The organism is Arthrobacter sp. B0427-1-12 (genome assembly GCF_059092905.1).
Genome location: NZ_JBNHIC010000011.1, coordinates 23,465 through 49,969, shown reverse-complemented (window position 1 = coordinate 49,969; position 26,505 = coordinate 23,465). Strand labels below are relative to the sequence as shown.

The 26,505-nt window shown below is 67.7% G+C and carries 21 protein-coding genes and 1 riboswitch; of the genes, 7 read left to right on the top strand and 14 right to left on the bottom strand.

Going from position 1 to position 26,505, the window contains the following annotated elements:
* Nucleotides 1-152 precede the first annotated feature (152 nt).
* The gene (locus tag AC5RWU_RS09225; RefSeq protein WP_494029713.1) at nucleotides 153-2,084 is read right to left on the bottom strand and encodes an S-layer homology domain-containing protein; all 1,932 of its coding nucleotides are present in this window, start codon (nucleotides 2,082-2,084) and stop codon (nucleotides 153-155) included.
* Nucleotides 2,085-2,175: 91 nt separating this feature from the next.
* Here AC5RWU_RS09225 and AC5RWU_RS09220 point away from each other — a divergent pair, with 91 nt between their 5' ends.
* A complete protein-coding gene (locus tag AC5RWU_RS09220) occupies nucleotides 2,176-3,015 on the top strand; it encodes a pyruvate, water dikinase regulatory protein (RefSeq protein ID WP_494029714.1) in 840 nt (279 codons plus the stop codon).
* Nucleotides 3,016-3,189: 174 nt separating this feature from the next.
* Entirely contained in the window at nucleotides 3,190-5,580 is a 2,391-nt protein-coding gene (gene ppsA, locus AC5RWU_RS09215; RefSeq protein ID WP_494029715.1) for a phosphoenolpyruvate synthase, read from the top strand.
* Nucleotides 5,581-5,673: 93 nt separating this feature from the next.
* Here the strand turns inward: ppsA and AC5RWU_RS09210 are convergent, their stop codons facing one another.
* From AC5RWU_RS09210 to AC5RWU_RS09185, 6 genes are all read right to left on the bottom strand, one after another.
* Nucleotides 5,674-6,147, bottom strand: a complete 474-nt coding sequence (locus tag AC5RWU_RS09210; protein WP_494029716.1) for an aromatic ring-opening dioxygenase LigA — start codon at nucleotides 6,145-6,147, stop codon at nucleotides 5,674-5,676.
* Between the two features lie 171 nt (nucleotides 6,148-6,318).
* Nucleotides 6,319-7,599: an MFS transporter gene (locus AC5RWU_RS09205; protein WP_494029717.1), complete on the bottom strand. Its 1,281-nt coding sequence runs from the start codon at nucleotides 7,597-7,599 to the stop codon at nucleotides 6,319-6,321.
* Nucleotides 7,600-7,609: 10 nt separating this feature from the next.
* Entirely contained in the window at nucleotides 7,610-8,116 is a 507-nt protein-coding gene (locus AC5RWU_RS09200; RefSeq protein ID WP_494029718.1) for a flavin reductase family protein, read from the bottom strand.
* Nucleotides 8,117-8,171: 55 nt separating this feature from the next.
* A riboswitch (SAM riboswitch) is annotated at nucleotides 8,172-8,295 on the bottom strand.
* Nucleotides 8,296-8,329: 34 nt separating this feature from the next.
* Complete coding sequence (locus tag AC5RWU_RS09195; RefSeq protein WP_494029719.1) at nucleotides 8,330-9,376, bottom strand: LLM class flavin-dependent oxidoreductase; 1,047 nt, start codon at nucleotides 9,374-9,376, stop codon at nucleotides 8,330-8,332.
* Nucleotides 9,377-9,457: 81 nt separating this feature from the next.
* Nucleotides 9,458-10,927, bottom strand: coding sequence for an amino acid permease (locus tag AC5RWU_RS09190; protein ID WP_494029720.1), 1,470 nt, complete (start codon nucleotides 10,925-10,927; stop codon nucleotides 9,458-9,460).
* Nucleotides 10,928-10,987: 60 nt separating this feature from the next.
* Entirely contained in the window at nucleotides 10,988-14,485 is a 3,498-nt protein-coding gene (locus tag AC5RWU_RS09185) for a bifunctional proline dehydrogenase/L-glutamate gamma-semialdehyde dehydrogenase (protein ID WP_494029756.1), read from the bottom strand.
* Nucleotides 14,486-14,615: 130 nt separating this feature from the next.
* Here AC5RWU_RS09185 and AC5RWU_RS09180 point away from each other — a divergent pair, with 130 nt between their 5' ends.
* Complete coding sequence (locus tag AC5RWU_RS09180; protein WP_494029721.1) at nucleotides 14,616-15,530, top strand: LysR substrate-binding domain-containing protein; 915 nt, start codon at nucleotides 14,616-14,618, stop codon at nucleotides 15,528-15,530.
* Between the two features lie 4 nt (nucleotides 15,531-15,534).
* Here AC5RWU_RS09180 and AC5RWU_RS09175 read toward each other — a convergent pair whose 3' ends face one another.
* The gene (locus AC5RWU_RS09175; protein WP_494029722.1) at nucleotides 15,535-16,101 is read right to left on the bottom strand and encodes a TetR/AcrR family transcriptional regulator; all 567 of its coding nucleotides are present in this window, start codon (nucleotides 16,099-16,101) and stop codon (nucleotides 15,535-15,537) included.
* Nucleotides 16,102-16,244: 143 nt separating this feature from the next.
* Between AC5RWU_RS09175 and AC5RWU_RS09170 the strand changes: the two genes are divergently transcribed.
* A complete protein-coding gene (locus AC5RWU_RS09170) occupies nucleotides 16,245-17,774 on the top strand; it encodes an MFS transporter (RefSeq protein WP_494029723.1) in 1,530 nt (509 codons plus the stop codon).
* Here AC5RWU_RS09170 and AC5RWU_RS09165 read toward each other — a convergent pair.
* The 6 genes from AC5RWU_RS09165 to AC5RWU_RS09140 all read right to left on the bottom strand — a co-directional run bounded on the left by AC5RWU_RS09165 (nucleotide 17,771) and on the right by AC5RWU_RS09140 (nucleotide 23,602).
* The gene (locus tag AC5RWU_RS09165) at nucleotides 17,771-18,361 is read right to left on the bottom strand and encodes a hypothetical protein (protein WP_494029724.1); all 591 of its coding nucleotides are present in this window, start codon (nucleotides 18,359-18,361) and stop codon (nucleotides 17,771-17,773) included. The two genes, AC5RWU_RS09170 and AC5RWU_RS09165, sit on opposite strands and share 4 nt — an antisense overlap.
* A 32-nt stretch (nucleotides 18,362-18,393) precedes the next feature.
* Nucleotides 18,394-20,361, bottom strand: a complete 1,968-nt coding sequence (locus tag AC5RWU_RS09160) for a hypothetical protein (protein WP_494029725.1) — start codon at nucleotides 20,359-20,361, stop codon at nucleotides 18,394-18,396.
* Complete coding sequence (locus AC5RWU_RS09155; RefSeq protein ID WP_494029726.1) at nucleotides 20,358-20,726, bottom strand: DUF6507 family protein; 369 nt, start codon at nucleotides 20,724-20,726, stop codon at nucleotides 20,358-20,360. Before AC5RWU_RS09155 ends, AC5RWU_RS09160 begins: the two co-directional genes overlap by 4 nt.
* A gap of 160 nt (nucleotides 20,727-20,886) precedes the next feature.
* Nucleotides 20,887-21,924, bottom strand: a complete 1,038-nt coding sequence (locus tag AC5RWU_RS09150; RefSeq protein ID WP_494029727.1) for a YeiH family protein — start codon at nucleotides 21,922-21,924, stop codon at nucleotides 20,887-20,889.
* Nucleotide 21,925: 1 nt separating this feature from the next.
* Nucleotides 21,926-23,005, bottom strand: coding sequence for an MBL fold metallo-hydrolase (locus AC5RWU_RS09145; RefSeq protein ID WP_494029728.1), 1,080 nt, complete (start codon nucleotides 23,003-23,005; stop codon nucleotides 21,926-21,928).
* A gap of 96 nt (nucleotides 23,006-23,101) precedes the next feature.
* Complete coding sequence (locus AC5RWU_RS09140) at nucleotides 23,102-23,602, bottom strand: DUF456 domain-containing protein (protein ID WP_494029729.1); 501 nt, start codon at nucleotides 23,600-23,602, stop codon at nucleotides 23,102-23,104.
* An 88-nt stretch (nucleotides 23,603-23,690) separates the two neighbouring features.
* Between AC5RWU_RS09140 and AC5RWU_RS09135 the strand changes: the two genes are divergently transcribed.
* From AC5RWU_RS09135 to AC5RWU_RS09125, 3 genes are all read left to right on the top strand, one after another.
* Nucleotides 23,691-24,038: a DUF3024 domain-containing protein gene (locus tag AC5RWU_RS09135; RefSeq protein WP_494029730.1), complete on the top strand. Its 348-nt coding sequence runs from the start codon at nucleotides 23,691-23,693 to the stop codon at nucleotides 24,036-24,038.
* A 155-nt stretch (nucleotides 24,039-24,193) separates the two neighbouring features.
* The gene (locus tag AC5RWU_RS09130; RefSeq protein ID WP_494029731.1) at nucleotides 24,194-25,159 is read left to right on the top strand and encodes a hypothetical protein; all 966 of its coding nucleotides are present in this window, start codon (nucleotides 24,194-24,196) and stop codon (nucleotides 25,157-25,159) included.
* A 159-nt stretch (nucleotides 25,160-25,318) separates the two neighbouring features.
* Nucleotides 25,319-26,479 carry an AI-2E family transporter gene (locus AC5RWU_RS09125; RefSeq protein ID WP_494029732.1) on the top strand — a complete coding sequence of 387 codons (1,161 nt, stop codon included), beginning with the start codon at nucleotides 25,319-25,321 and terminating at the stop codon, nucleotides 26,477-26,479.
* Nucleotides 26,480-26,505 lie beyond the last annotated feature (26 nt).

Here is a 26,505-nt window from a genome sequence, read left to right as displayed (position 1 = left end):
GGCTCCCCGGCGCAAGTGGGGAACCGCCGTCGTCCTTCCGTTGCCACGCGCCGGCCCGTTCTACCGGCGGCGGCAAGCAGGAACACCTCCCTCAATTCCGCTTCAGCGGGGGTGTTCCTGCTGCACTGCGATCCGTGATCGCGGTCTTGGGGTCAGTCCAGGTCCACTGTCTCGATACCCTTCTCGTTGAACCGGTAGAGGAAGGCGGCCATGGCGTCGCGGTTGATCGGCTGGTACGGGCGGAAGGTGGGCTTATTGCCCTCCCCCTCGTCCCAACCCGTGGACAGCCCCGTCTCATGGAGCCAGGCGATTTCCGTGTAGAACTGGTTGTCCGTGGCGACATCCGCGAACGACGATTCAGTCGGCGGGGTGTAGTCTTCCTCGTCCAAGCCCGCCCAGCGGAACATGAAGGCCGCCATCGCGTCGCGGTTGACCGGCTGGTACGGGCGGAACGTGCGATCGCCCCAGCCTGTGCTGATGCCTTCGGCGTTCAGCCAGGCGATTTCCCGGTAGAACTGGTTGTCGGTGGCCACGTCAGCGAACGGGGACTGCGCGGGCGGCGCGAAGTCCGTGTCGCCGTCGTAGCGGTTCATGAAGGCAGCCATCGCATCGCGGTTGACCGGCTGGTACGGGCGGTAGGTGCCGTCCGGCCAGCCGGTGGAGATACCGGTATCCGCCAGCCACATCATGTGCTTGAAGTACGGATGGTCCTCGGCCACGTCGGTGAACATGGAACTGATCGTGAAGTCCCGGCTCTGGACCGCGGACTGGTTGCCCACCCGGTCCGTCGCCAAGAACGTGATCGTCGTCGTCCGGTTGAGCTGGATCGGGCCCGTGTAGACGGGGCTGATCAGCGTCGGCTTGCTGCCGTCGGTGGTGTAGCGGATGGACGCCGATTCGTCGGCGGTCAGGGTGACCGTCATGCCGGGCGCGTGCGAGCCGCCGTCCGGCGTGACGGTGACCACCGGCGCCGTGGTATCGGTCGGGTCGCCGTTGACCTCGGGGCCGGCCCGGTACATCAGGCCCTGGCCGCCACTGCCCGCCAGCCGGGCTTCGTCGTCGAAGACCAGCAGGTCGCCGCCGCTCAGACCCAGGCCGGTGACCATGCTGTAGCCGGCGGCCCATTCGGCAGCCACCGAGGCATACCTGGGCTCGGTCAGGTCGACGCGGTGGACCGCGTCCCGGCCCTTGTCCGCGCTGCCGGAGCCATCGGCCGAACCGGCGTACAGCGCGTGTTCGGCGTGGTCGTAGACCAGGGCCGCGGGCAGACCGACGTTGTGGGACGGCACGGTGGCCACCGGTGAGCCGCCGGGCAGCGGCGCCTCGAAGCTGGTCAGACCCGTGGCTTCGCTGACGTACACGGTAACCCGGCCATCGCCGTCGTAATCCTCGGCGGCCGCGGCAACGGGCGCACTGGCGGCAAGATTGGCGACGACGTCGGCCGCCGGCGCCGCGGACAGCGGATCCACGATCCGCTGGACCGTGCTGGAATTGCGGAATGATACGTAGGCATGGCCGTCGGCGCCGACACTGACGGCCGCTGGGCGCGTGCCCTCGCCGCTGGTCGCGATGGTGTCCTGCTGGACGAAGAGCCTGGTTTCCGGATTCCAGACCGCCCGGACCACGGCGCTGCTGCCGGTCGCGGCATCCGGGATGAGCGCGACCTCGTCGCCGCTGCCCGCGGCCTCCGGCGTCGGATCAAGCAGGGCCGGCGCACCGGGCTCGGCCGGTCCTTCGCCCGCCCCGGCGAGCGGCCCGCCCAGGCACGTTGCCCCGGTGCCGTCCTGCGTCTCCTGCGGCTCTTCAATCTGGCCGGACGTACCGGCGCCCGGTTCCATGAGCCGGCAGAATCCGGCCGCGGCGTCCGCTATCCAGACCCGGCCGTCCGGATCCTGGATAGCGCCGGCGGCCAGATTCAGGCCGGTGGTGGTGACGGCATGCGGCTGGACGGCCACCGCAGGCGCCACGAGGCCGAGGCCAGCCAAGGCCGTTGCCCCCGTTGCCAATGCCGCGACGGCCCCGATGACGGCCGGAGTGCGAGCTGATCGGTGCGGACTGGATCCAGGATCCACTTTCCGTTTCATATTCCCCCCTATTTGGAAATGCCCCATCTAGATCATTGGATTTCCACCCTGTGAATTTCTTAACCGGAACCGCGGCAGGCACAATTCGTTCATGGCCAATGACGTTCCGGCACCCAACGGCGGCACTGCGCGCCCGGTGTTCTTCCTCTCCGACAGCACCGGCATCACGGCGGAGACCCTCGGCAATACCCTGCTGACCCAGTTCCCCGCCGGACAATTCGACCGCACCACGGTGCCGTTCATCACCTCAGCCGCCCAGGCCCAGGAAGTTGTCGCCACCATCAACGGCCTCGCCGAGCAGGGCCTGGCCCCGATCGTCTTTTCGACGGCGGTCAACGGCGACATCCGGCGGATTCTCGCCAAGTCCCGGGGGACCTTGGTGGATCTCTTCGGGGCGCATGTGGGCCAACTGGAAGAGGCGCTGGCCGTACCGGCCAGCGGCGAACCCGGCCGGGCGCACGGGCTGGGCAATGCAGCGCGCTACCAGTCGCGGATGACCGCCGTCGAATACGCCATGGAACACGACGACGGCCAGAGCCTGCGCGCGCTGGAGAAGGCCGAGCTCATCCTGGTGGCACCCTCGCGGTGCGGCAAGACGCCGACCACGATGTATCTGGCGCTGCAGCACGGGATCTTCGCTGCGAACTTCCCGCTGGTGGAGGAGGACTTCGAGCAGGAGGACCTGCCGGAGCCTTTAAGACCGTTTGTGAAGAAGTGCTTCGGCCTCACCTCCAACCCGCTGCGGCTGAGCCAGATCAGGACCGAACGCCGTCCAGGCTCCCCCTATGCCTCCCTGCGCCAGTGCGGTTTCGAACTGCGCAGCGCCGAAAGGCTCTACGTTTCGCACGGGATTCCGCACCTGAACTCGTCGAATATGTCCGTGGAGGAGATGTCCGCTGTGATCCTGCAGCGGATGAAGCTGCGGCATTAGCACGCTTCGCCCGGGGGCAGGGAAGTCCTGCACACTACGCTGTGTTGCACTTCACATGGAATCCGGGGCGTCGGCCTGTCACTATGGACAAGAATTCCGCCGCCCGGTACGGCGATTCCTACAATCGGGCTGTACCCCGGCCCGTGCCTGACACCTGCGAAGGAGCAGTGACCCATGACGACAGACATCCTGTGGTTTTCCGAACTCGGCCTGAAGGACCTTGACCGGGTAGGCGGCAAGAACGCCTCCCTCGGCGAGATGGTCCAGAACCTCACCACCGCAGGGGTGAAGGTTCCCGATGGATTCGCCACCACGGCCGATGCCTACCGCCGTTTCCTCAGCGACTCCGGGCTGGACCAGCGGATCGCCGACCGCCTGCACAGCCTCAATACCGACGACGTGACCGCCCTGGCGGCCGCCGGCAGCGAGATCCGGACCATGATCCGCGAGACCCCGTTCCTGCCGGAATTCGAGGCCCAGCTCCGCTCCGCCTACGAGCAGTTGGTGAAGAAGCACGGCGGTTCCGAGGACCTGTCCTGGGCCGTGCGCTCCAGCGCCACCGCCGAGGACCTGCCGGACGCCTCCTTCGCCGGCCAGCAGGAAACCTTCCTCAATGTCCGCGGGATCGAGAACATCCTGCTGGCCATCAAGGACGTCTTCGCCTCCCTGTACAACGACCGCGCCATCGCCTACCGCGTGCACCACCGCTTCGAGCACGCCGAGGTGGCACTCTCGGCCGGGGTGCAGCGGATGGTGCGTTCCGACATCGGAGCTTCCGGCGTCATCTTCACCATGGATACCGAATCCGGTTTCCAGGACGCCGTCTTCGTCACCTCCTCCTACGGGCTCGGCGAGGCCGTGGTCCAGGGCGCGGTCAATCCGGACGAGTTCTACGTCTACAAGCCGGCCCTGCGGGCCGGCCGTCCCGCCATCCTCAAGCGCGGCCTCGGCGAGAAGGCCCTGCAGATGACCTATACCGCCAGCGAGGAGGTCGGCCGCACGGTCGACTTCGTGCCCGTGGAACCGGCACTGCGGCAGCGCTTCAGCCTCACCGACGCCGATGTCGAGCAGCTGGCCCGCCATGCCCTGGCCATCGAGGCGCACTACGGCCGCCCGATGGACATCGAGTGGGGCAAGGACGGGATCGACGGCGGCCTGTACATTCTGCAGGCCCGTCCCGAAACGGTGCAGTCCCGCAAGGCCGTCGGCCAGCTCAGCCGCTTCCGCCTGAACGAGACCGGCCGCGTGCTGGTCGAGGGCCGCGCGATCGGCCAGCGCATCGGCGCCGGCAAGGTGCGCATCCTCAAGTCCATCGACCAGATGGCCGCTTTCCAGACGGGCGACGTCCTGGTCGCGGACATGACGGACCCGGACTGGGAACCGATCATGAAGCGCGCCAGCGCCATCGTGACCAACCGCGGCGGCCGCACCTGCCACGCGGCAATCATCGCCCGCGAACTGGGGATTCCCGCCGTCGTCGGCACCGGGGATGCCAGCCACCTTCTGGCCGACGGCACCGAAGTCACCGTGTCCTGCGCCGAAGGTGAGGCCGGTTTCGTGTACGAGGGGCTGCTGGACTTCCGCGTCGAGGAAACCGAGCTCGGGCAGCTTCCCGAAGCGCCGGTCAAGGTGATGATGAATGTCGGCACTCCGGAGCAGGCCTTCACCTTCGCCGCGCTGCCGAACCACGGCGTCGGCTTGGCGCGGCTGGAGTTCATCATCAACCGCCAGATCGGCATCCACCCCAAGGCGCTGCTCAACCTGGACGATCAGCCCGCCCCTGTGGCCGCGGAAATCCGGGAGCGGATCGCCGCCTACGCCGGACCGCGCGAGTACTACGTCAAGCGCCTGGCCGAGGGCGTGGCCACCATTGCGGCGGCGTTCGCGCCGGAGCCGGTGATCGTGCGCATGTCCGACTTCAAGTCCAATGAGTACGCCAATCTCATCGGCGGCCCGGCCTACGAGCCGGACGAGGAAAATCCGATGCTCGGCTTCCGCGGTGCTTCCCGCTACCTTGAGCCGTCCTTTCGGGACTGCTTCGACCTGGAGTGCGAGGCGCTATCATACGTGCGCAACGAAATGGGCCTGACCAACGTCAAGCTCATGATCCCGTTCGTGCGCACCGTCGACGAGGCCGCCGGCGTGATCGATCTGCTGGACGAGAACGGGCTGCGGCGCGGCGAAAACGGGCTGGAAATCATCATGATGTGCGAACTGCCGGCCAACGCCCTGCTCGCGGACCAGTTCCTCGAGTACTTCGACGGCTTCTCCATCGGCTCCAACGACATGACCCAGCTGACCCTGGGCCTGGACCGCGATTCGGCGATCGTCGCTGGCAGCTTCGACGAGCGCAACGACGCCGTCAAGCGCCTGCTCAGCATGGCCATCCAGGCCTGCAAGGCGCACGGCAAGTACGTGGGCATCTGTGGCCAGGGACCCAGCGACCACCCGGACTTTGCCGAATGGCTGGTCGACGAGGGCATCGAATCCGTGTCGCTGAACCCGGACACCGTGGTGGATACCTGGGTGCGGCTGGCCGGTTCCAAGGAAGCCTCCGCCGTCTAGCCTGACGCGGCGCGCGGGCGCCCCGGAAGTATCCGGGGCGTCCGCGCTGGGCCACCCCTCACACCCGCTCTGCGGAACGGTTTATGTACTCGTTTACGTACTGCGCAGGACCTGCCCGGCCGCGCGCAGTGCCAGGCCGGTCAGTACCAGCATCAGCCCGGCGCCGAAGGCAAAGAGCGCCAGGCCAAACGCCACCACGGAGGTGAACAGCGACGCCCGCAGGAATGATGCCGTCATGACGGTCTGGCGCTCGGGGTCATCCTGTTCCATTTCGCCATAGGTCCTGCCGCCGGTGGCTTCGAGGGAATGTTTGTTGATCACGCCGGCCTGGATGAAGGCGTCGATCGGGCCATTGACCTGCTCGCCGGCGAACATCGGGGCATCTGCGGAGATGGGGATTCTTTCGTCGGCCAACTGGGAGCTGACGATGCCCCAGGTAATGCCGCCGCCGATGATCATGAGCGCACCGACAATGATGCTGATGAGTCCGATCAGACGGATCGTTGTCGCCTTGTGGCTGCGTTGTTCGGGGGTTAAATGCACTCCGCTTGTGGTTTCGTGTGCCATGAGGATCACTCGCTTGTGGGGGACGGATAGTTATCCGGCCGCAGAGTCAGCGGTGCCGGCATGCGGCCTACTTCAAGTATAGGAACCGCTCTAGGTTAGGACCCCTTCGGAGCGGCTCTTCTTGCCCCGCTGGGTCGGCAGCCCCCGCACGAAAAACGCATTTGTGGTGCGTCAATCGCGGAGTGAACGTTGGTGTTCGCCGACGAAGCGGTTCCGGCCCGCCCGGTAGCCGAACACTGCAGCCAGCGCACCCACCGCCAGGAACATGATGCCGGCGGCGGTGAACCCTCCGGTTCCGGCATACAGCTGACCCACCAGCAGAGTCCCGGAGGATCCGACACCGTAGCCCACGCCCTGCATCATGCCGGACAGATGCGCAGCCGTGTGGCTGTCCCGGGTGCGGAGCATGATCATGGTCAGTGCCACCGCGGTCAGGCTTCCCTGCCCCAGTCCCAGCAGCCCGGTCCACACCCAGATCAGCTCCAGCGGGCCGAAGATGCTCAATGCGAAACCGCCGCCGGTCATCAGCGCCACGGCCACGTTGAGCGCGCGCTGGTCCCGCAGTCGGGCTGCCAGTGCCGGCGCGAACAGCGATCCGGTCATCTGCAGCACGATCGAAACGGCCACAATGGCCCCGGCTGTGCCGCCGTCGATCCCGCGGTCCCGCAGGATCGGCGCTAGCCAGGTGAAGACGCTGAAGGACATCATCGCCTGCAGCACCATGAAGACGGTCACCTGCCAGGCGGTCGCCGAGCGCCAGACATTCGGTCCGGAGACCGCGACGGTGTGCCGGCCGTGATGCCGCCTCAGGGCGATGGGCGCAAACAGCAGCACGACGGCGGCAGCCGGGAGTGCCCAGAAGGCCAGCGATAACTCCCACGAGCCGGTGGCGGCATAGACCGGGTAGGTGAAGCCCGCACCGAGGGCGGCGGAGGCACACATGGCGGTGGTGTAGAGTCCGCCCATCAGTCCCAGCCGGTGCTGGAAATCCCGCTTGACGACGCCGGGCAGCAGCACATTGCCGACGGCGATGGCCGCGCCGCAGGCGCCGGTGCCGAGCATCAGTGCGGGCAGATGGCCGGCGCCGGGAACTTCCAGCCCGCGTGCGGCCAGTCCGGCCGTCAGCACGATCATTGCGCCGAGCAGGACCCGCTCGGCGCCGAAGCGCCGGGCCAGCCCCGGTGCCAGCGGGGCGAAGACACCCAGGAAGGTCACCGGGACCGTGGTCAGGACGGTAACCGCCAAGGCCGGCAGTCCGGTGGCGGCCGTGACCTCGGCCAGCACCGCGGAGAAGCTGGAGAACAGGGTCCTCAGGTTGAGTCCGATCAGCACCAGGCAGATGCCCAGATAAATGAGTCCCCGCCGACTCCTGATCTGGGTGGGTTCCGGTGCCGGAACCTCGTCAACCTCGGCGTCGACCAACAATTCGGGATCGCGGGGGCCTGGGGTCATGCAACGAACACTATACGAATGCCGGCTGCTCCAGCCGGCGGAACTCCGAACCGTGGAAGACCAGCGGCTCGTGGGCACCGTCATGCGTGGAGAAGCCGTGCACGCGCAGCAGCACCACCTGGTGGTCGCCCGCCGGGACCTCATTCTCCACCGAACAGTCCAGCCACAGGGCGGCCTGCTCCAGGAAGACCGCACCGCCGTCGGACGTGTGCAGTTCGAGGCCGGCGAAACGATCACCGGTCCGGGACGCGATCTGGCGGCAGACGCCGTCGTGCTCTGTTCCGAGGATGGAGACCCCGATGCGGTCAGCGCCTCGCAGCACCGGCCACGTCCGTGAGGTGTTCTGAACGGCGAACATGACCAGCGGCGGTTCCATCGAAACGCCCACGGTGAAGGAGGACGCCACAATACCGTTCGGCGCCCCGTCAATCTGCGCGCACAGCGCGGCAATGCCGGACGGGAAGCGGCCGAAGGCCTGACGCAGGGCGGCGGGCTGCAGGTCGTTGGTCAAAGACATGGAAGACTCCTGGCTTCGCGCACTTGATGGCGGCTCCGGGCCTGGGGCACGAAGAGCGCCGTACTTGCCTGCGCAGGTTCCTTCGCCCCGCGCGGGCCGAATCATCACCTGGAGCACCCCACTACAGCGAGAGGGTTGCCGTCCAACCAGCCAGGGCTTATGCGTTGGAGCTCATGATTCTGGCATCCAGACTAGGATCGCCTTAGTTCCAGGTCAAACATTGGACACACTTCGTAACCCCAGCTCCTTCTGCACCACGGGCATCACCTCGGTCGCCAGCAGCTCCACCGAACGCGCGGTTTCCGCGAACGGCAGCCCACCCAGGCCGACCTGGGCCATGTAGCGGTCGATGCCCAGGGCCTCATGGATCACCATGATCTTCTCGATCACTTCCTGCGGGCTGCCCACCAGCAGTCCCCCGCCCGGCTCGGTCCACAGGTCGAAGGTCTGCCGCGGGAAGTGGCCCGCGGGCCGGGGCATGTTCTGCTCGAAGTACGCCTTGTAGTAGGGATAGAAGGTGTCCCGGGCCTGCTGCGAGGTGCCGCCGACGTAGAAGTGGCCGCCGGCACCCACGGCGAGGCGGCCGGCGTCGTGCCCGTTGGCGGCGGCTGTCTGCCGGTAGTAGTCGACCAGCCGCACAAAGTGCTGGGGCCCGGACAGCAGCGCCACATACAGCGGCAGGCCCAGCCGGCCCGCGCGCTCAAAGCTGGCCGGCGTGCCGCCGACGCCCACCCAGACGGGCAGCTGCTCCTGCAGTGGTCGTGGGGCGATCTCCGCGTTCTGCAGCGACTGCGTGTGGCGGCCGGTCCAGGTGAGGTTGCGGTTTTCCCGCAGCGCCACCAGCATCTTCAGCTTTTCCTCGAACAGCTCGTCGTAGTCCGCCAGGTCATAGCCAAACAGCGGGTAGGACTCGATGAACGCACCGCGGCCGGCGAAGATCTCCGCCCGCCCGTCCGAGATCAGGTCCAGGGTGGCGAACTGCTCGAACAGGCGCACCGGGTCCTGGGTGGACAGTACAGTGACGGCCGTAGCCAGCCGCAGCTTCGTGGTCTCGCGGGCGATCGCGGCCAGCACGATTTCCGGGGCGGAAAGGGCGAAGTCGTGGCGGTGGTGCTCGCCGAGACCGAGAAAGGAAATACCTGACTGATCCGCAATCTTGGCCAGCTCGATCAGCTCGGTGAGCCGCTGGTGCGGGGACAGTCCGACGCCGGTGCCTGCGTTGCGGGTCAGCTCGCCGAAGGTGAAGATGCCGAATTCCATGGTGCTCCCTGGCTGGTGGATGGTTTCGGCTTCCAGTTTACTTGAAGTGTCAAGTTTACCGTGGGTTCTCTCGGCGCTCGCTCAGTCCAGCGGCCGCCGGTGGTGCAGCAGCCCGTGGTGGCCGTGCCGCGGACTGTGCGGGTTCATCAGCGAGTGCCTGCGGCCGTAGAACCAGTACAGGACAAGGCCGATGACCAGCCAGATACCGAACCGCGCCCAGGTTTGCCAGTCGAGCTGCAGCATCAGGAAGCCGGAGGCCAGCACGCCGAATGCGGGCGCCACCGGCATGAGCGGCAGGCGGAAGGTCCGGGGCACCTCCGGGCGGGTGCGGCGCAGGACGATGACGGCCACGCACACCACAACGAACGCCGCCAGGATCCCGATGTTGGTCAGGTCCGCGACCGCACGGATGGGAAACACACCGGCCAGGAAAGCTGCGGCAATGCCGGCGATCCAGGTGACCCGCTGCGGTGTGCCGTGCTTGTCGGTGGCGGAGAACCAGATGGGCAGCAGACCGTCCCGGCTCATTGCGAACCAGACCCGGGTGACGCCCAGCAGGAAGGTCAGCATCACTGTCAGGATGGAGAGCACTGCGAAGGCGGAGATGATCGTGGCGATCACGGGCAGCCCAACGTTCTGGAACGCGGAGGCGAATCCCGCCGTAGGGCTGATGTCCGTGTAGTTCTGCATCCCGGTGAGCACCAGGGTGGCCAGGACATACAACGTCATGGCGATGGCCAGGGACAGCAGGATGGCCTTGGGCATGTGCTTCTTGCCGTCCGTGGCTTCCTCAGCCGCGGTGCTCATGGCGTCATAGCCAAAGACCGCGAAGAACACCGTCGCCGCCCCGGCAAAGACGGCGCTGAAGCCGCTGGGCATGAACGGCGTGTAGTTCTCCGCATTCACGTAGAAGAACCCAAGCCCAATGATGAACAGGATCAGCAGGATCTTCACGCCAACGGCCACCAGTTCGAAGCGGCCGAACGTCTTGGTACCCCGGCTCAGGATCCAGGTGATGAACAGGCAGACCACGATCGCGGGCAGGTTGATCACGCCGCCCTCCACCGTGTCCGGTGTGCCCTGCATCCAAACAGGAACCTCAATGCCGATGCCCGCCATGAACTCGGTGAAGTATCCGGAGATGCCTATGGCCACAACAGCCACGATCGCGATGTATTCAAGCAGCAGGTCCCAGCCGATGAACCAGCCGATCACTTCACCGAGGGCCACGTAGCCGTAGGTGTAGGCAGAGCCGGCACGGGGAATCATGCCAGCGAATTCCGCATAGGAGAGGGCGGCCGCGGCGCTGGCCAAGCCTGCGACCAGGAAGGAAATGACGACGGCGGGCCCCACCGGCGCGCCCTCCGCGCCGCCGTTGGCCACCAGTCCGGCGAGGGTGAAGATGCCGATACCGATGATGCCGCCGACGCCGATGGCAGTCAACTGCCAGAGGCCGAGGCTCTTGAAGAGCGCGCTCTTAGCGGCTTCGTCCTGGATCTCCTCGATCGGCTTCCGCCGCATAATGGACTGGGAAAGGTCTCTGCTGCTCATCGGAGAACTCCTGGTGGTGCGGTTGCTGCAATCCAGTCTCGCCCTCGGCGGACCGTACCGCTAGATCAAATGGTCGGACAGGTGGTTCGGCGTGCCGAAGCGGTGCGCCGTAATGCTGACAGCCTGCTCGTGCAGGAACGGCAGCAGCTCCACGCGGCCGGCTTCGGTGACGGGTCCGGCATAGACAGCCAGATCCGGCCTGCCGCCGGTTGCTGCCGCGAGCGCCCCCGCGGTCGCCTGGGTGTCGCCGCCGATCAGGCGCACGCGTCCGGCGGGTCCCCCGCCACCTGGTCTGCCGGCGGCCGCCAGCCACTCGGCGTCGTTCTCCACCGTGACGGGAATATTCAGTTCCCTCACCGCCGCTTCCAGCGGGGACGGAAGAACGACGGCGGAGCTCACCGTGACCTCGGAACCTGCCAGCACGCCGGCCGCCAGGATGCGCACCAGCTCCGCCAGCCGCCCACCCTCCGAGAGCCGGACGGCCACCGGCACGGGAAGATAGCGGAAGACATTGCGTTCGGCAGCCAGGGCGGACACATCCTTGGCCGTGCCGAGCTCTTCCGCCCAGGCCGCGGCATCGCTCTTCAGAGCGCGGTGCAGGCCGTCCAGCTCCTCCGCGGACAGGCCGGCGCCGGAAGTTCCGGCGGCTGCCAGCAGCTTCCGCACGCCCGGATGGCCCACCGGCTCAGTGGCTGCGCTTTCCGCCGGTTCCCAGCCGCCCAGGCCCATGAGGTAGTTCGGCCCGCCGGCCTTGGTGCCGGCGCCCACCGCGGACTTCTTCCAGCCGCCGAACGGCTGGCGCTGGACGATTGCGCCGGTAATGCCGCGGTTGACGTACAGGTTGCCGGCCTGAACCGTATCCAGCCACAGCCGAAGTTCCTGCGGGTCCAGCGAGTGCAGCCCGGCAGTGAGGCCGTAGTCCACGTCGTTCTGGAGTTCGATGGCTTCCCCCAGCGTCGCCGCGGTCATCACCCCCAGCACCGGGCCGAAGAACTCGGTCCGGTGGAAGTAGGAACCACGGCGGACGCCGGTGCGCACACCTGGGCTCCAGAGCCGCCCGGACGCGTCAAGCGGCTCCGGCCTGATCAACCAGGACTCGCCCTCCCCCAGCACGGTCAGACCGTCCCGCAGCTTTCCGGCGGGCGGTTCGATGACGGGGCCCAGCTGTGTGGAGGGATCGGCCGGGTAGCCGGCCTTGAGCGCCTGCACGGCGTCCACCAGCTGGTTGCGGAAACGCTGCGACTTCGCCACCGAGCCCACCAGGATCACCAGCGAGGCTGCGGAACACTTCTGTCCGGCATGGCCGAACGCGGAATACGCCACGTCCTTGGCCGCCAGGTCAAAGTCCGCGCTGGGCGTGACGATTATGGCATTCTTGCCGCTGGTCTCGGCCAGCAGCGGCAGGTCCGGGCGGAAGCTGCGGAACAGTTCCGCCGTTTCGTAGCCGCCGGTGAGGATGACGCGGTCCACCGCCGAATGCGCCACCAGCTGCCGGCCCAGGTCCCGCTCCTCGAGCTGGACCATGGCCAGCACCTCCCCGGGAACGCCGGCCTCCCACAGCGCCTCCACCATCACGGCGCCGCAGCGCCGGGCCTGCTTGGCCGGCTTGATGACGACGGCGGAGCCCGCGGCCAGCGCTGCCAGCGTGGACCCGGCAGGGATCGCCACCGGGAAGTTCCACGGCGGAGTGACGACGGTCAGCCGCGACGGCACGAACGTGGCACCGTCGACGTCGTCGAGCCTTCTCGCCAGCTCAGCATAGTAGTGCGCGAAGTCGATCGCCTCGGAGACCTCCGGATCGGCCTGGTCAATCGTCTTGCCGGTCTCGCTGGCCATGACCTCGATCAGCTGTCCGCGGCGGGCGGCGAGCGCATCGCCGGCGCGGTGCAGGATCGCCGCGCGTTCGGCTCCGGTCAGCGCGCCCCAGGCGGCTGCGGCCCGGACTGCGGTGTCGACGACCTCGTTCAGCCCCGCTTCGTCGGTGACGGTGGACGCGGCAACGGTGTCCTCGCCCAGCGTCGACGCCGGCACCCGCGCCAGAATGGCGCGGCCCCAGGCGCGGTTGGCGGGCAGCGCCGGGTCGGTGTCGGGGGTGTTCCGGAAGTAGCCGGCCGGCGCCGGCGGCTCCGGCCGGTTCCGGTCCTGCGTGCGGTGGGGCGCCGGTACGCCGTCGTCCAATTCCGCAAGCGAGGCAAGGAAGCGCTGCTTTTCCCGCTCGAACAGCGCCTCGTTCTCCGCCAGCTCGAAGACTGCAGACATAAAGTTTTCCTGGCTCGCGCCCTCCTCGAGGCGGCGAATCAGATAGGCGATGGCGACGTCGAACTCCTGCGGCTGGACTACCGGGGTGTAGAGCAGCAGCCGGCCGACGTCCTTCTTCACCGCCTCAGCCTGTCCCTGCGCCATGCCCAGCAGCATCTCGAAGTCGATCCGCTCCTGCACGCCCCGCTGCTTGGCCAGCAGCCATGCATACGCCACATCAAAGAGGTTGTGCCCGGCGACGCCGATGCGCACCGCGTCCGTCCGCTCCGGAGTGAGGGCGTAGTTGAGGACCCGCTTGTAATTGGTGTCCGATTCCTGCTTGGAGCCCCAGGTGGCCAGCGGCCAGTCATGCAGGGACGCCTCCGCCTGTTCCATCGGCAGGTTGGCGCCCTTGACCACGCGGATCTTGATCGGAGCCCCGCCGGCGGCCCGGCGCGCCTGGGCCCATTCCGTCAGTGCGATGGCGGCTCCCAGCGCATCCGGAAGGTAGGCCTGCAGCACCAGGCCCGCTTCGAGGCCGCGGAAGCGCGACTGGTCGAGGATCGTCCGGAAGACCGCGATGGTCAGGTCCAGGTCCTTGTACTCCTCCATGTCCAGGTTGATGAACTTGGGGGTTGGCGAGGACACGGCCAGTTCATACAGCGGGGTGAGGCTTTCGACGACGGCGGCCACCGCCTCCTCGAAGGCCCACTGCGAGTGCGGGGCGACCGTGGAGGAGACCTTGATGGAGACATAGTCGACGTCGTCACGCGCCAGGAGCCTGCGGGTCCCCTCGAGGCGGCGGGCGGCTTCGCGGTGGCCCAGGACGGCCTCGCCCAGCAGGTTGATATTCAGCCGGGTGCCGTCGCTGCGGAGCTTGCCGATCGCGGGTCCCAGCCGGGCGTCCGTGGCGTCCACGATCAGGTGGCCGACCATCGCCCGCAGCGCCCGGCGCGCGGCCGGGATGACCACCTGTGGCAGGACCGGCGCGGCGGCCCCACCCAGCCGGACCATTGAGCGCAGGTACCAGGGCAGGAAAGCGGGCACCTCCGGCGCAAGCGCGGCCAGGTTCCGGGCGGCGACCTTCACATCCTCGGGGCGGATGACGCCGTCGACAAAGCCCACCGTGAAGTCCAGGCCGTTCGGGTCCTTCAGCACCCCAGCCAGACGCTGCGCCGAAACTTCCGCCGGCACCTTCGCCGCTTCCGCCAGCCAGCGGCGGACCTGGGCGATCACCTCCTGGGCCAACGCGTCCTGTTGCAGTGGGGCGTCGTCCTTGGCCGGAGGGCTGGCGGCGGGATCAGTCAGGAAGTTCTGCATCATGGTGGACCTCCGCTTTCTGTGACGTCGGTTACTTGGTTCACACCAGTATGGAAGCGCGGTTCAATTAGATAAAGTGACCTTTTCTGATGGATATCCATCGGTTTTCCCAAAGAAAGGCGAGGCCCTCATGCTGGACGTGCGCAGGCTCCGCCTGCTGCGGGAACTAAAGATCCGGGGCACCCTCGCGGAGGTGGCAGAGGCACTGAAGTTCAGTCCGTCGTCGGTATCGCAGCAGCTGGCGCTGCTGGAGAAGGAAGCCGGCGTTAAGCTGCTCCGGAAGACCGGCCGGCGGGTGCAGCTGACCCCGCAGGCAGAGGTGCTGGTGGCACACACCGCCCAGCTGCTGGAAACCCTGGAACGGGCGGAAGCGGATCTGGCCGCATCCCTGACCGCGGTCACCGGCACGGTGCGCGTGGCCGTTTTCCAGTCCGCTGCCCTGGCCCTGATGCCGGAGGCGCTTACGATGATGAGCCTGCAGTATCCCGATGTCCGGGTGGAAATGGTGCAGCGGGAACCGGAAACGGCACTGCATGAAACCTGGGCCCGGGACTTCGACCTGGTGATCGCTGAGCAGTATCCCGGCCATGCCGCCCCGCACTGGCCGGAGCTGGACCGGCGGAAGCTGACCTCCGACGCCATCCGGCTGGCCGTCCCGCCGGCGGCCCGGGACAGGTTCGGCATTTCAGCCGTCGAGGACGCCAAGGATGCCCCGTGGGTGATGGAACCGCGGGGCGCCGCCTCGCGCCACTGGGCAGAGCAGGCCTGCCGCAGCGCCGGTTTCGAGCCGGATGTCCGCTATGAAACGGCGGACTTGCAGGCGCAGATCCGGCTGATCGAATCCGGCAATGCGGTGGCCTTCATGCCGGATCTGGTCTGGACCGGACGGGAAACCACCTGCCAGTTGCTGGACCTGCCCGGCCGGCCCATGCGCACCGTCTTCACCTCGGTCCGCCGGGCCAGCGCCAAGCGCCCGGCCATCCTGGCCTGCCGGGAGGTGCTGGCCAGCGCGGCCGCACATGCATCCACGCCCGCACCCCGCTGACCGGTCAGGTGTTCGGTTTCGCTGCCTGCCCGACAAGCACCTGCACGACACCCAGCAGGTCCTGGATCGTCGCTTCGGGCTTGCCCGCCTGCGCCTCCGGCCAGCCTCCGGCGAGGATGGCGTTGTAGTAGAGGCCGTCGCCCATGAGCAGGATTGCCCGGGCCACCGCCGGATCCCGCACTTCCTCCAGGATGAGCTCATACCAGGTCCGCTGCAGTTCCTGCAGGGCGTCCCGCGACTGCGGGTCCTGGCCGTGGTGCAGCCGCGTGGCCGCGATCAGGGTCCGGTCGAAATCGGTGTCCTCGTAGACCGAACTGCGGATGTAATAGGCCGCGCGCCCGTCCGGCGCCGCCTTCATGGCCTCGTAGTCCGCCTCCGCCAGGATCCGGAGCTTGGCGATCAGTCCAGAGGTCAGCGCTTCCTTGCTCTTGAAGTGGTACAGCAGGCCGCCCTTGGAGACGCCCGCCGCCCCGGCGACCGCATCAAGGGTCGCCGCCCGCTCCCCCTCGTCGATGAGGAGTCGTTCGAAGGCGAGCAGGATCTTCTCCCGCGCAGAAGGCTGTCCAGGCATTGCTTCACCGTATCGCATGAGGCGAGCGCGCAAGAGCCGGGAGCAGGAGCCGCCGGACCGCCGTCGAACACTTGAAAACCATACCGTCCAGACGGTACAGTAGCTCAGTCCCGCCCCCACCAACCACCGGAAGGAGTTCCGCCATGTCCTTGTCCCCCGCGACTGCACTGCAAACCCCCTCCAAGGCCGGCCGCCGCGAATGGACCGCGCTGGCGGTGCTCATGCTGCCGGTCCTGCTGGTCTCGGTGGACAACACCGTCCTGAGCTTCGCCGTCCCCGCGATTTCGCAGGCGCTGCGGCCCAGCGGTACCGAACTGCTGTGGATCGTGGACATCTACCCGCTGGTCTTGGCGGGCCTGCTGGTGTCCATGGGCAGCCTGGGTGACCGGATCGGCCGGCGCCGCCTGCTGCTGATCGGCAGCTCCGGCTTCGCCGCCGTCTCCGTTTTCGCGGCGTTCGCGCCGACGGCTGCGGCACTGGTGGCCGCCCGCGCCCTGCTGGGATTCTTCGGCGCGATGCTGATGCCCGCGACGCTGTCGCTGATCCGGAACATCTTCATCGATCCGGCGCAGCGGCGCACGGCGGTCGCTGTCTGGGCGGCCGGCTTCTCCGGCGGCGCGGCGCTGGGCCCGATCGTCGGCGGGTTCCTGCTGGAGCACTTCTGGTGGGGCGCCGTCTTCCTGCTGGCCGTCCCGGTCCTGGTTCCGCTGCTGGCGCTGGCCCCGCGCTTCGTCGCCGAGTCCAAGGACCCTGCCCCCGGCCCCATCGACATTCCCAGCATCGTCCTGTCCCTGCTGGCCATGGCTCCGCTGGTCTACGGGATCAAGGCCTTCGCCAAGGACGGGCTGACCATCAACGCGGCCGGCGCCGTCGCCGCCGGACTGCTCTTCGGTCTGCTGTTCGTTGGGCGCCAGCTGGCACGCCCGGTCCCGATGCTGGACGTCCGCCTGTTCCGGAATCCGGTGTTCAGCGGCGCGGTCACGGCGAACCTGCTCAGCATCTTCTCGATGGTGGGCTTCCTCTTCTTCGTCTCCCAGCATCTCCAGCTCGTGGCCGGACTGACGCCCCTGGAAGCGGGCTTGGTCCTGCTGCCCGGGCTGGTCCTCACTGTGGTGTCCGGCTTCGCCGTCGTCCGCATCGTACGGCGCATCAGGCCGGCCTACGTGGTCGCCGGCGGGCTGGCGCTGAATGCCGCCGGCTACGCCACGATCCTGCTCACCGGAGGTGCGTCGATCGGCGGCCTGCTGGTTGCCTTCATGATCCTGGGCGCCGGCGTCGGCGCTTCGGAGACCATCTCCAACGACCTGATCCTCAGCAGCGTGCCGCCAGCCAAGGCCGGTGCCGCCTCGGCCATCTCGGAAACCGCCTACGAGCTGGGCACGGTGCTGGGAACGGCGGTCCTGGGCAGCATCCTGACGGCAGCCTACCGCGGAGCCGTCGTGCTGCCGGAGGGACTTGGCGAAGCCGCCCGGCAGAGCGCCGGGGAGACCTTGGGCGGCGCCACCGAAGCCGCGGCGACGCTTCCGGCGGACCAGGGCCAGGCGCTGCTCGAATCGGCCCGGCATGCCTTCGACTCAGGGGCGACGACCACGTCGGCCATCGGCTTCTTCCTGATGCTCGCCGCCGTCGCCCTTACCCTGGCCACGCTGCGCCGCGCCCGGACGGCGGCTTAGCCCTCCCGCTCCCGCTGGTAGTCGTAGAAGGTATCCGCCTTACCGTAATCCGGATCCTCCGAAGCCCGCGTCATCCGGTGGGATTCGTCGTGGTCGAAGCAGGCGGTGTTGGTTGCCAGCTGCAGCGTCCGCCGCCCGTCCTGCTCCACCACGTCCATCCGTACCGACTGCGCGAAGCCGTGGAAGCTGCGGAAGAGGATGCTGCCATGGGGTGCATGCCCGGGTCCGGGGGTCTGGCCCTCCGTGTTGGCGGTCCAGCCGCTGCCGGCCAGGTGCTCTTCAACCACCCGTTCGACGGCGGCGGGATCGGCTTCCGGGGCCAGCGGTACGGCTTTGGCGATGGTCCAGTTGGTGGACACCTGCGGCGTGTCCAGCTCCGGCCGGGCGCAGGTCTGCTCCCTGTTCCGCAGGACGCTCGTGCCGCCGTCGTGATAAACGGCCGTCCGTTCCAGCAGTTCCGCCACCACCGCCTCGGATTGTGTCCGGGCTCCGTCAAGATCCAGTCCATCCACGGTTTCCACCTCTGCCTTTCCGCAGCCCACCAGCAGCAGCGCCAAGGCTGCCGCCGCCATGATGTTCAGTCTCATGCGGCCGGTCCTGCTGATCCGGTCTGTACCATTCATTCGGCCGGCACCCTCCGCCAGTCGTCGAAGCCAGTGGGGTCCAGGACCAGCGGATTCGTGACGATGGGATAGCGGTAGCCCGGCCGGACCTCGTCCGGCACGTGCAGCGTTGCCTCGGTTCCGTCGCCGTTGATGACGGCACGCATATTCTCGACGGCCGTGGTGTTTCCATCGAAATAGGAAACGTGGCCGCCCAGCAGCCCGGCCGAGGGATTGTCTTTGTCCACGTAACCTGACTCTAGACGAACCACGTCCAGCTGCGCCGGGCTTCCGCCGTGGACATGGTGGCCCAGCAGCTGGGCCCAGCTGATCGGATCGTCCCTGGTCTGGATCCAGTAGCGGCGCGCATCGGGATTTGCCGTGTCGCCGACGTCGTGCACGTCCGGGCCGGGGCCCGCAGGGGCGACGTAGATGACATTGTCCGTGGCGTACCCCCTGGTTTCCGCCGCGCCATGCAGCGAGGCTCCGGCGCTGTAGGAGATCGTGGTGGTGCGCGCGGCGGGCGGGGATTCCAGGTCGGCGGCATAGCCGAATTCGGCCAGTTCGTCAGCGCCCTCGCGCGAATACCGGTCCGTGATGTTGTCGGGAATTTCGTCCGGCAGGTCCGCCCCCATCCAGTACAGGCCCACGGTCCGCTCCGGTGCCGTCCCGGCGTACAGGTTGTCCAGGTACCCTGCGTACTGCTGGTTCTTGCTGATATCCGCGCCCGTGCCCGGCACCAGCGAAAAGACATTCTCCGTGCCTCCGCCGAATGTGCCGCGCATGTCCACGTACCGGCCGTCGCCGGCGTCGCTGACCAGCACCAACTGCCGGTTGTGTTCGATCGCCCAGTCGTACCCGGCGATCGCCCGCTCGGCGTCCCGGATCTGCGACTCCAGCTCTTCAATCTTTTCCAGATCGTGCAGGTACAGAGTTGCGGCGCCGCGGCCCGCCCACGGGTTCACCTTCGGTTCCGGCAGTTCCGCCCGCCGGCGCTGCAGGGCGGCCAGCCGCCCTTCGCGCTTCTGCCGTTCGGCCACCGCATTGATCTTGTTGGCCAGCACCCGGTGGGCAAAGGGCACACCGTTGGCGACGCCAAGAATTCCCGGGTACTGCAAGGCCATCCGCTCCCGTTCCGCGGGGGCCAGGCCGAGGAAGGCCGCGCGGACGACGTCAATCCGGCGGCGCGGCTCCGTCCTGGTGCTGAGCGCCGCCAGCAGGGCGGCCTCGGCCGATCCGGGCACGGGGTGCTGCGGCAGCCGGTTCGCCGCGAGCAGCGCCGCGGCCTGCGGATTGTTCCGGGCCCAGTCGAGCACCTCGCCCGGTGCCTTGCCGGCCAAGCCAGCGGCGAGCCGTCCGGCCGCTTCCTGCACGGACCGGTCAAAGCGTGCACCGAAGGTGCTCCACGGCTGCCGGGCAGGTGCGCCCAGGGCGGCGGTTCCCGCCGCGAACGCTCCCGCAGCGAAGAATCTCGCGGAGCCAGCATTCCCCAGCCCTTCCCCGCGGCCGTGCCGGATGCCGTTCAGCGCGTCCGCGCACGACTGCTGCAGTGCTTCCCAGCGTTCCACGGCCAGGCGGATTTCCTCGTCCAGGCGCCGATCCGCTTCCCGGGCCTGCCCCTCCCACGGATCGTCCGTGCAGACCAGGAAAATATCCGGGTTGGCCATGTTGAATGAGGCGCGCCGGCTGCGCAGTTCCTCCAGGTAGCGCGCGTGGTAAACGCCTTGGTCCGCGAAGTCCTCCAGTGCCGCCGCTGCCAGTCCGACGGCGGCGTGGAAGTCCGCTGCCGGTGCCGGCAGCCGCTTCACGGCGGACAGCACACGGTCTTCGGTGGCAGGTTCCCGGTAGTGAACCGCCAGAGCCGCCCACCCGCCGTCGGCCTCTTCGACGGCGGCCGCCACGGCTGCGGCCCGGTGGCGCAGCTCGCCGGCGTGGTCACGAAGCTGCCCGAAGTCCGTGGTGACTTCCGGAACCTCGCGGATCACGGTCCACCCACCGAGAATTTCAGCGGTCCGGCGGCTGCGCGCAGGACACCGGGGGCGGAGACTGCCAGGGCGGCTTCCGCATTCCGGCTCATTTCCTGGTCCCCGGCGGCGAAAGCGGCGGTGGCATCGGCCACGGCGGCGCAGGAGGCATAGAGCCTGCCGGAGAGGAGGCGGGGCACGTCAGCGCGCTCCGCCAGGAAACCAGCCAGCGCCGCTGCCACCGTATCCGCGTTTCCCAGCGCCGTGTCCAAGGCGTCGCCGGCAGCGGCGGTCCCGGTGCCGGCGTCGTCAAGGGCCTGGCCGTTGCCGGCAACCTCGTCCAGTACGCCGCGCACTCCGGACACGCTGATCCTGTATTCCACCATTCCGTCCCCTCCGCTGCCCCCACTGCCACCATGCACGCTAGCGGCACCGCGCGTGGGCACGGAATGGGGAGAACTGCCCATGTCTGCCACGCCGCCCAGGTGGCTGCCGCCGGCCCTGGGACCAATGGTCGCTCCCCGCGGCAGCGGCAGCCGTGACCGGCTAGCCGAGCAGCAGCACGCCGCCGTAGGCCAGCGCCGCGACCAGCACCCAGGCGGCAAAGGCCAGCCCGATCGCCCGCCCGCTGCTGAGGATCAGGGCGCGAAGATCGACGGCGGCTCCCAACCCGAACAGCGCAGCCGCCAGCAGCAGATCCTGCGCCACGGCCGCCGCCTCGAGCGCCCCGTCGGGCAGGATTCCGAGCGTGCGCACCACGATCATCGCCAGGAACCCCGCAACGAACAGCGGCAGCAGCGGCGGCAGCTCGAGGTGCGAGCCGGCGTCGTTCCCGTTCTGCCGCCTGCGGTGCCGCCGGCGCAGCACCAGGGCGGTGCCGGTCACCATCGGCGCGAGCATCAGCACCCGCGTGAGCTTGATGACGACGGCGGCAGCCAGTGCCGCTGCACCGGCGGTCTGGGCGGTGGCCACCACCTGGCCGACGTCATGCACGCCCGCGCCGACCCAGTAACCGAAGGCTTCATCCGCCAGGCCGAGCGGGGCCTGCAGTGCCGGGAGCACCGCGATGGCCAGCGTTCCGCAGAGGGTGACCAGCGCGATCGGGGTGACGGTGTCCCGGTGGCTGGTGCGGGTGACGGCGCTCAGCGCGCCGATCGCGGACGCGCCGCAGATGGCGAATCCGGCGGCCACCAGCAGCGGCTGGCCCCCGGGCAGCCGCATCGCCTTGCCCAGCGCCAGGGTGCCGAAGAAGGTGAGGAGCACGACGCCGGCCACCACCGCCAGTGCCTGCCATCCCAGTGCGGCAACATCCAGGAGGCTGAGCTTGAGCCCGAGCAGCACGATGCCCAGGCGCATCAGCCGCCGCGCGGCGTAGCCCAGACCGGGCTGCCACGCGGCCTGGGACAGGGGCTTGAGTCCGGGCAGGTTGGCGCTGAGGATGCCCAGGACCACGGCCGCCGTCAGCATCGGAAGCTGCGGCATGGCCAGGTGGACAGCCCATGCGGCGGCTACTGCCCCGGCCGCGGCGGTCAGGCCGGGCCAGGCCTCGGTGCCGGGCAGTGCGGCGCGGATTCCGCGCCGCACCTCAGCGTTGTCCGGGGACGGCGGCGGGGTCGTCGAACATGGGAGCGGTTGCCGCCTGCACCGGTACCTCAATCGGGTGCCCCTGCGAGCGCAGGTACACCACATGGCTGGCGGTTTCGGAAACCGCCAGCCGCAGCGAGAAGCCCTGCAGCGAGTCCCAGCCGCGGGACCAGGTCAGGTGGCGGGCGATGTCCCAGACCGTGGCAGGCTTCTGCTCCGCCACCACGCGCAGGACTTCCGCGGACCGCGCCCGGTTGTGCTCGATCAGCTGGTTAACACGACGCCGCATGCCGATGAAGCGGTACTCGTGGGCCGGGCAGACCTCCATGTCGTCCTCGAAGCCGATCAGCTCCAGCGCGTCGTAGTAGTCCGCGAGCGGATTGGCCGGACCCGGGATCTCCAGCGCAATATGCGGAGAGATGCGGGGCAGGACATGGTCTCCGCTGAGGATGAGCCCGCGGGATTCGTCCACCAGGCAGATGTGGCCGGGCGAATGGCCCGGGGTCGTCCTGACGCGCAGCTGCAGCCCGGCCGTGGGAATCAGCTGGCTGTCCGTGAACCGCAGGTCCGGGTCGGCGAGCCGGCGCAGGTGGGCCAGGCTGCTGTCACTGACAGCAATATCGGCCAGCCGTTCCGCGGGCACGCCCCACGCACTCAGCTGGGCCCGGTCCGCAGCCAGGACCGCCGCAGTGTCATCCGAGTTCGTCAGGCGGCGCCGTTCGTGTTCGCCCATGGCCACCCAGGCTCCGGTCGCCTTCCGCAGGCGCGCTGCCATGCCCAGATGGTCCGAATGGAAGTGGGTCGCCACGATTCCGGTCAGGTCCGTGATCCCAAGTCCCGCCCGGCGCAGCCCTGCCTCCAGGGCCTGCCAGCCGCCGTCGCTCTCCCAGCCCGGGTCCACCAGCAGTGCATCCCCGTCGCCCACCAGCAGGTAGCTGAGCGTGTAGCGCATGGGATTGCCCGGAAACGGGATGGGGATGGACCAAACGCCTTCGCGGATCTGCTCCACCGGCGGCATGACCTTGTCCCGCCATGCGTCCTTCTGGGCGTGGCCGGTGATGGTGATCGGGGCGTGGCTCATGAGGTCCTTCCGGTCGTGTCGCGGCGGTGCGTAGCTCCCACCTTATCCCGCGCGCCCGCAGGCCCGGGCCTGTGGCCGCTTCCCGGGCGGAGACTGTCAGCGCGTGGCGAAGTGGATCCAGACACCGATGATCCAGGCGGTGCCGGCCAGTGAGGCACAGGTGAACTCCACCAGGATCCCGACGCCGGTGGCCTTCAGTGCAGCCCAGCTGGAGGAGAGGGCGTGGCTGAAGTCCCGCTGGCGGGCGGACTCGCTGAGGAACAGCCCCAGCATGAAGCCGAGGATCAGGCCCACCACGGGGATCAGGAACATGCCGGCTACACCGCAGACCAGGCCGATCACGATGGAATGGTTGGGGATTTTCCGCTCCCGGAGCCGGCGCCCGGTCAGCATGGCACTGGCCAGCATTCCGACGACGGCCAGCACGGTTCCGATCCCGAAGACGATCCAGCCGATGGGGTTGGCCAGCACCAGTGCCCAGATCAGCAGGGCCGCGATGATGAGCAGCGAGCCGGGAAGCACCGGAATGATGGTTCCGAGGACTCCCACGGCCAGCAGCAGGCCGCAGATGATGGAGGTAACGATCTGAGCGTCCATGCCTTCTCCTTTCGGCGATGCTCCCACCCTAGACTTAACTCACCGTGTTGAGCGTGCAGCTCAACCCTGCAGACCGCTGAGGACCGCCATGGAAACATCCAGTGCCATCCCCGCCGCAGAGGCCGCGCGCATTGCGGAGTGGGTGGCGGAACAGTTCTCCGCCGACGTCCGCGGCCAGGTCTTCCTTGAGGCACGGTTCTCTGGCAGCGACGCGGATATCGTGGAACGGCGGCTGCCGGAGGACACCCCCGCTGCCCCAGTGGAGGAATGGGATGCGCTGCCGGTGGCGCGGCTGCGGCGCCTGGACACGGGCTGGCGTCTATACTTCGCGGCCGACGGCAGCTTCCACCTTTATGAGCCCCTGCCCGAGGCGGGCTCCCTGGACGAGCTGTTCAACGAAGTGGACGAGGACCCATACAACCTTTTCTGGGGGTAGTCTCCCGGGCTGGTTTCCCTAGGAATACCAGAGCAGTTGCCTGGCATCTTCCGCACCGCGCTCCAAGATTGTAAGCTTACTTATAAAGCAGGGATGTATCGGCATCGCCGATATCGGCACTTCGTGTCGGCACACTGTTTTCAGGAGGCAATGAGATGAGTAACCGTACCCATGGACGAGATGTCCGGGACCGCCATCCCCGCCATCATTTCTGGCAACGCCGGGACGACAGCCCGGATGCGCGCGGCGCTGCCGAGCGCGCCAAGGCCGAACGCACACCCACCCGGCTGATGGGCAAGGGCGCGAAGGACCGTGAGGCGCCGATCGAAACCGCGGACAGCGGGTTCACCGGCAGCCCGGGCGAAGACACCGGACGCAAAGAAGGCACCGGGGACGAGACCCAAGCCATGGACACCACCCACCGGGCCAGCCACCGGGCGGATACCGAACCGGACATTTCCGCTGAACGTCCGGGACCAGCCGCCGGTTCAGCCGGCGCTGCCGCCGGAGACCGGGACACCGCCGGCCGCAGCGAAGCATTCGACCGGAAATCGGTCGTTGCGCGTGAACGTGAGCAGTTCGGAGGCATCAAGATCGGCTCTGCGTTCTTCGGCTGGGTCACCGCGATGGGCATGACCGTGCTGCTGACCACGCTCGTGGCCGGTATCGCCAGCGCCATCGGTGCGTCCACCAACACCGATCCGAACGAAGCGATCCAGCAAGTGACCCAGGACCCGACCGGGGCCGGAATCATCGGGGCCATCGTCATCCTGGCCATCCTGCTGATCGCGTACTACTGCGGCGGCTATGTAGCTGGCCGGATGGCCCGTTTCCAGGGTGCCCGGCAAGGTGTGGCGGTGTGGCTCTGGGCCATCGTGGCCGGCGTCGTGCTGACCATACTGGGCGCTGTCATCGGCAGCCAGATAGACCTGGGCGCCAACATCCCCGTCTCACCGGAAATGACCACTGCCGGCATTATTGCCGTCGCTGTGGCTGCACTGGTCGCCCTGGCCGGCGCAGTTCTCGGCGGGCTGGCCGGTATGCGCTTCCACCGCAGGGTGGACCGGGCCGGATTCGACGACGGCGGCGTCGATGACGGCAATCGGGAGACCGCGCGGTAACCGCCGGCTCCCCCACACTGAACGGACAGCGTGTCCCCCCAATCGCGTTGTCCGTTCAGTCTTTTAACGAGCCGATATTCAGAACCCGGTCGGATCGGATCGGAAACCCGGTTCAAGGGCATTTCAAGACCGGCAGGGCCGGTGACGAAGGGGTCCGGAATGAGACGTCATTTCCAGGCGGCAAGTGGACTGCCCGCACGTAGCGTATGGGCAGACACGTTCGGCAGGGCAGGAGCCCGTTCAGGGCAGTTCCTGCTGATTCTGGCTGCGGTTACCGTGACTGTTTATGGGTTGTTACAGATTCGGTTAGTGGTCGTAGCTGCGCTGGTCGCATTGATCCTTGCAGCCGCAGTTGGTCCCGTTGTGCGTTTCCTCCGCAGCCACGGGTGGCCGGGATCCCTGGCTACGATCACCACCTTCCTTGCAATCCTGATCGTGTTCAGTGGCGTAACGACGGGCATTGTCTTTGCCATACGCAGTGAGTGGGATGAACTGGTCTCGTCTGCACGCGCCGGCTGGGAACAACTGCAGGAGTTCATTCAATCAGGTCCGATCCCGATTGAGCAGGGCCAGATCGATACAGCTTTACAGGCCGTCATCGGCTTTGTCACCAGTGAAGCTATGGGACGGAGTGCCTTGTCCGGGTTGTCAATTGCGGCCGAGTTCCTCACCGGATTTTTGCTCATGGCCGTGATCCTCTTCTTTTTCCTTAAAGACGGAGAGCGAATTTGGTGGTTCCTGCTGCGGTGGTTCCCGCGACGGACACGGAACAGAATGGAGCTCTCCGGAAATCGGGCAATGGCTGTCCTTGGCGGGTATGTGCGAGGAACAGCGACGGTCGCCGCAGCAGATTCAATAGTTATAGGAATCGCGTTGCTCGTCCTGCAGGTTCCCCTCGCGCTGCCTCTGGCTCTGATCGTCTTTATCGGTGCCTTTATTCCACTGATCGGTGCCACGATTGCGGGTATTCTAGCGGCGCTCGTGGCGCTGGTGGCAAACGGCCCGATCAATGCCCTCATTGTGGTGGGTGTGGTGGTTCTGGTCCAGGAACTGGAAGGCGATTTCCTGCAGCCTGTGGTGATGGGCCAGGCCCTCAAGCTACATGCGCTGGTAGTCCTGATCGCGCTGACAGCTGGCACCATCCTGGGCGGCATAATCGGCGCCGTTCTCGGTGTTCCTCTCACCGCGGTGGCCTGGGCAACGATCAAGGTTTGGACCAGGAACGACAGCGGGGAAGCCGAAGCAAGTTCCCGCTCCGGGGCACGGGCAGGAATCAGGGGGAGAACCGTTCAGCGGGCGGGCTCTCCTGTCACAGGATAGGGCGGCAGCCCGACCGGGGCTGGGGC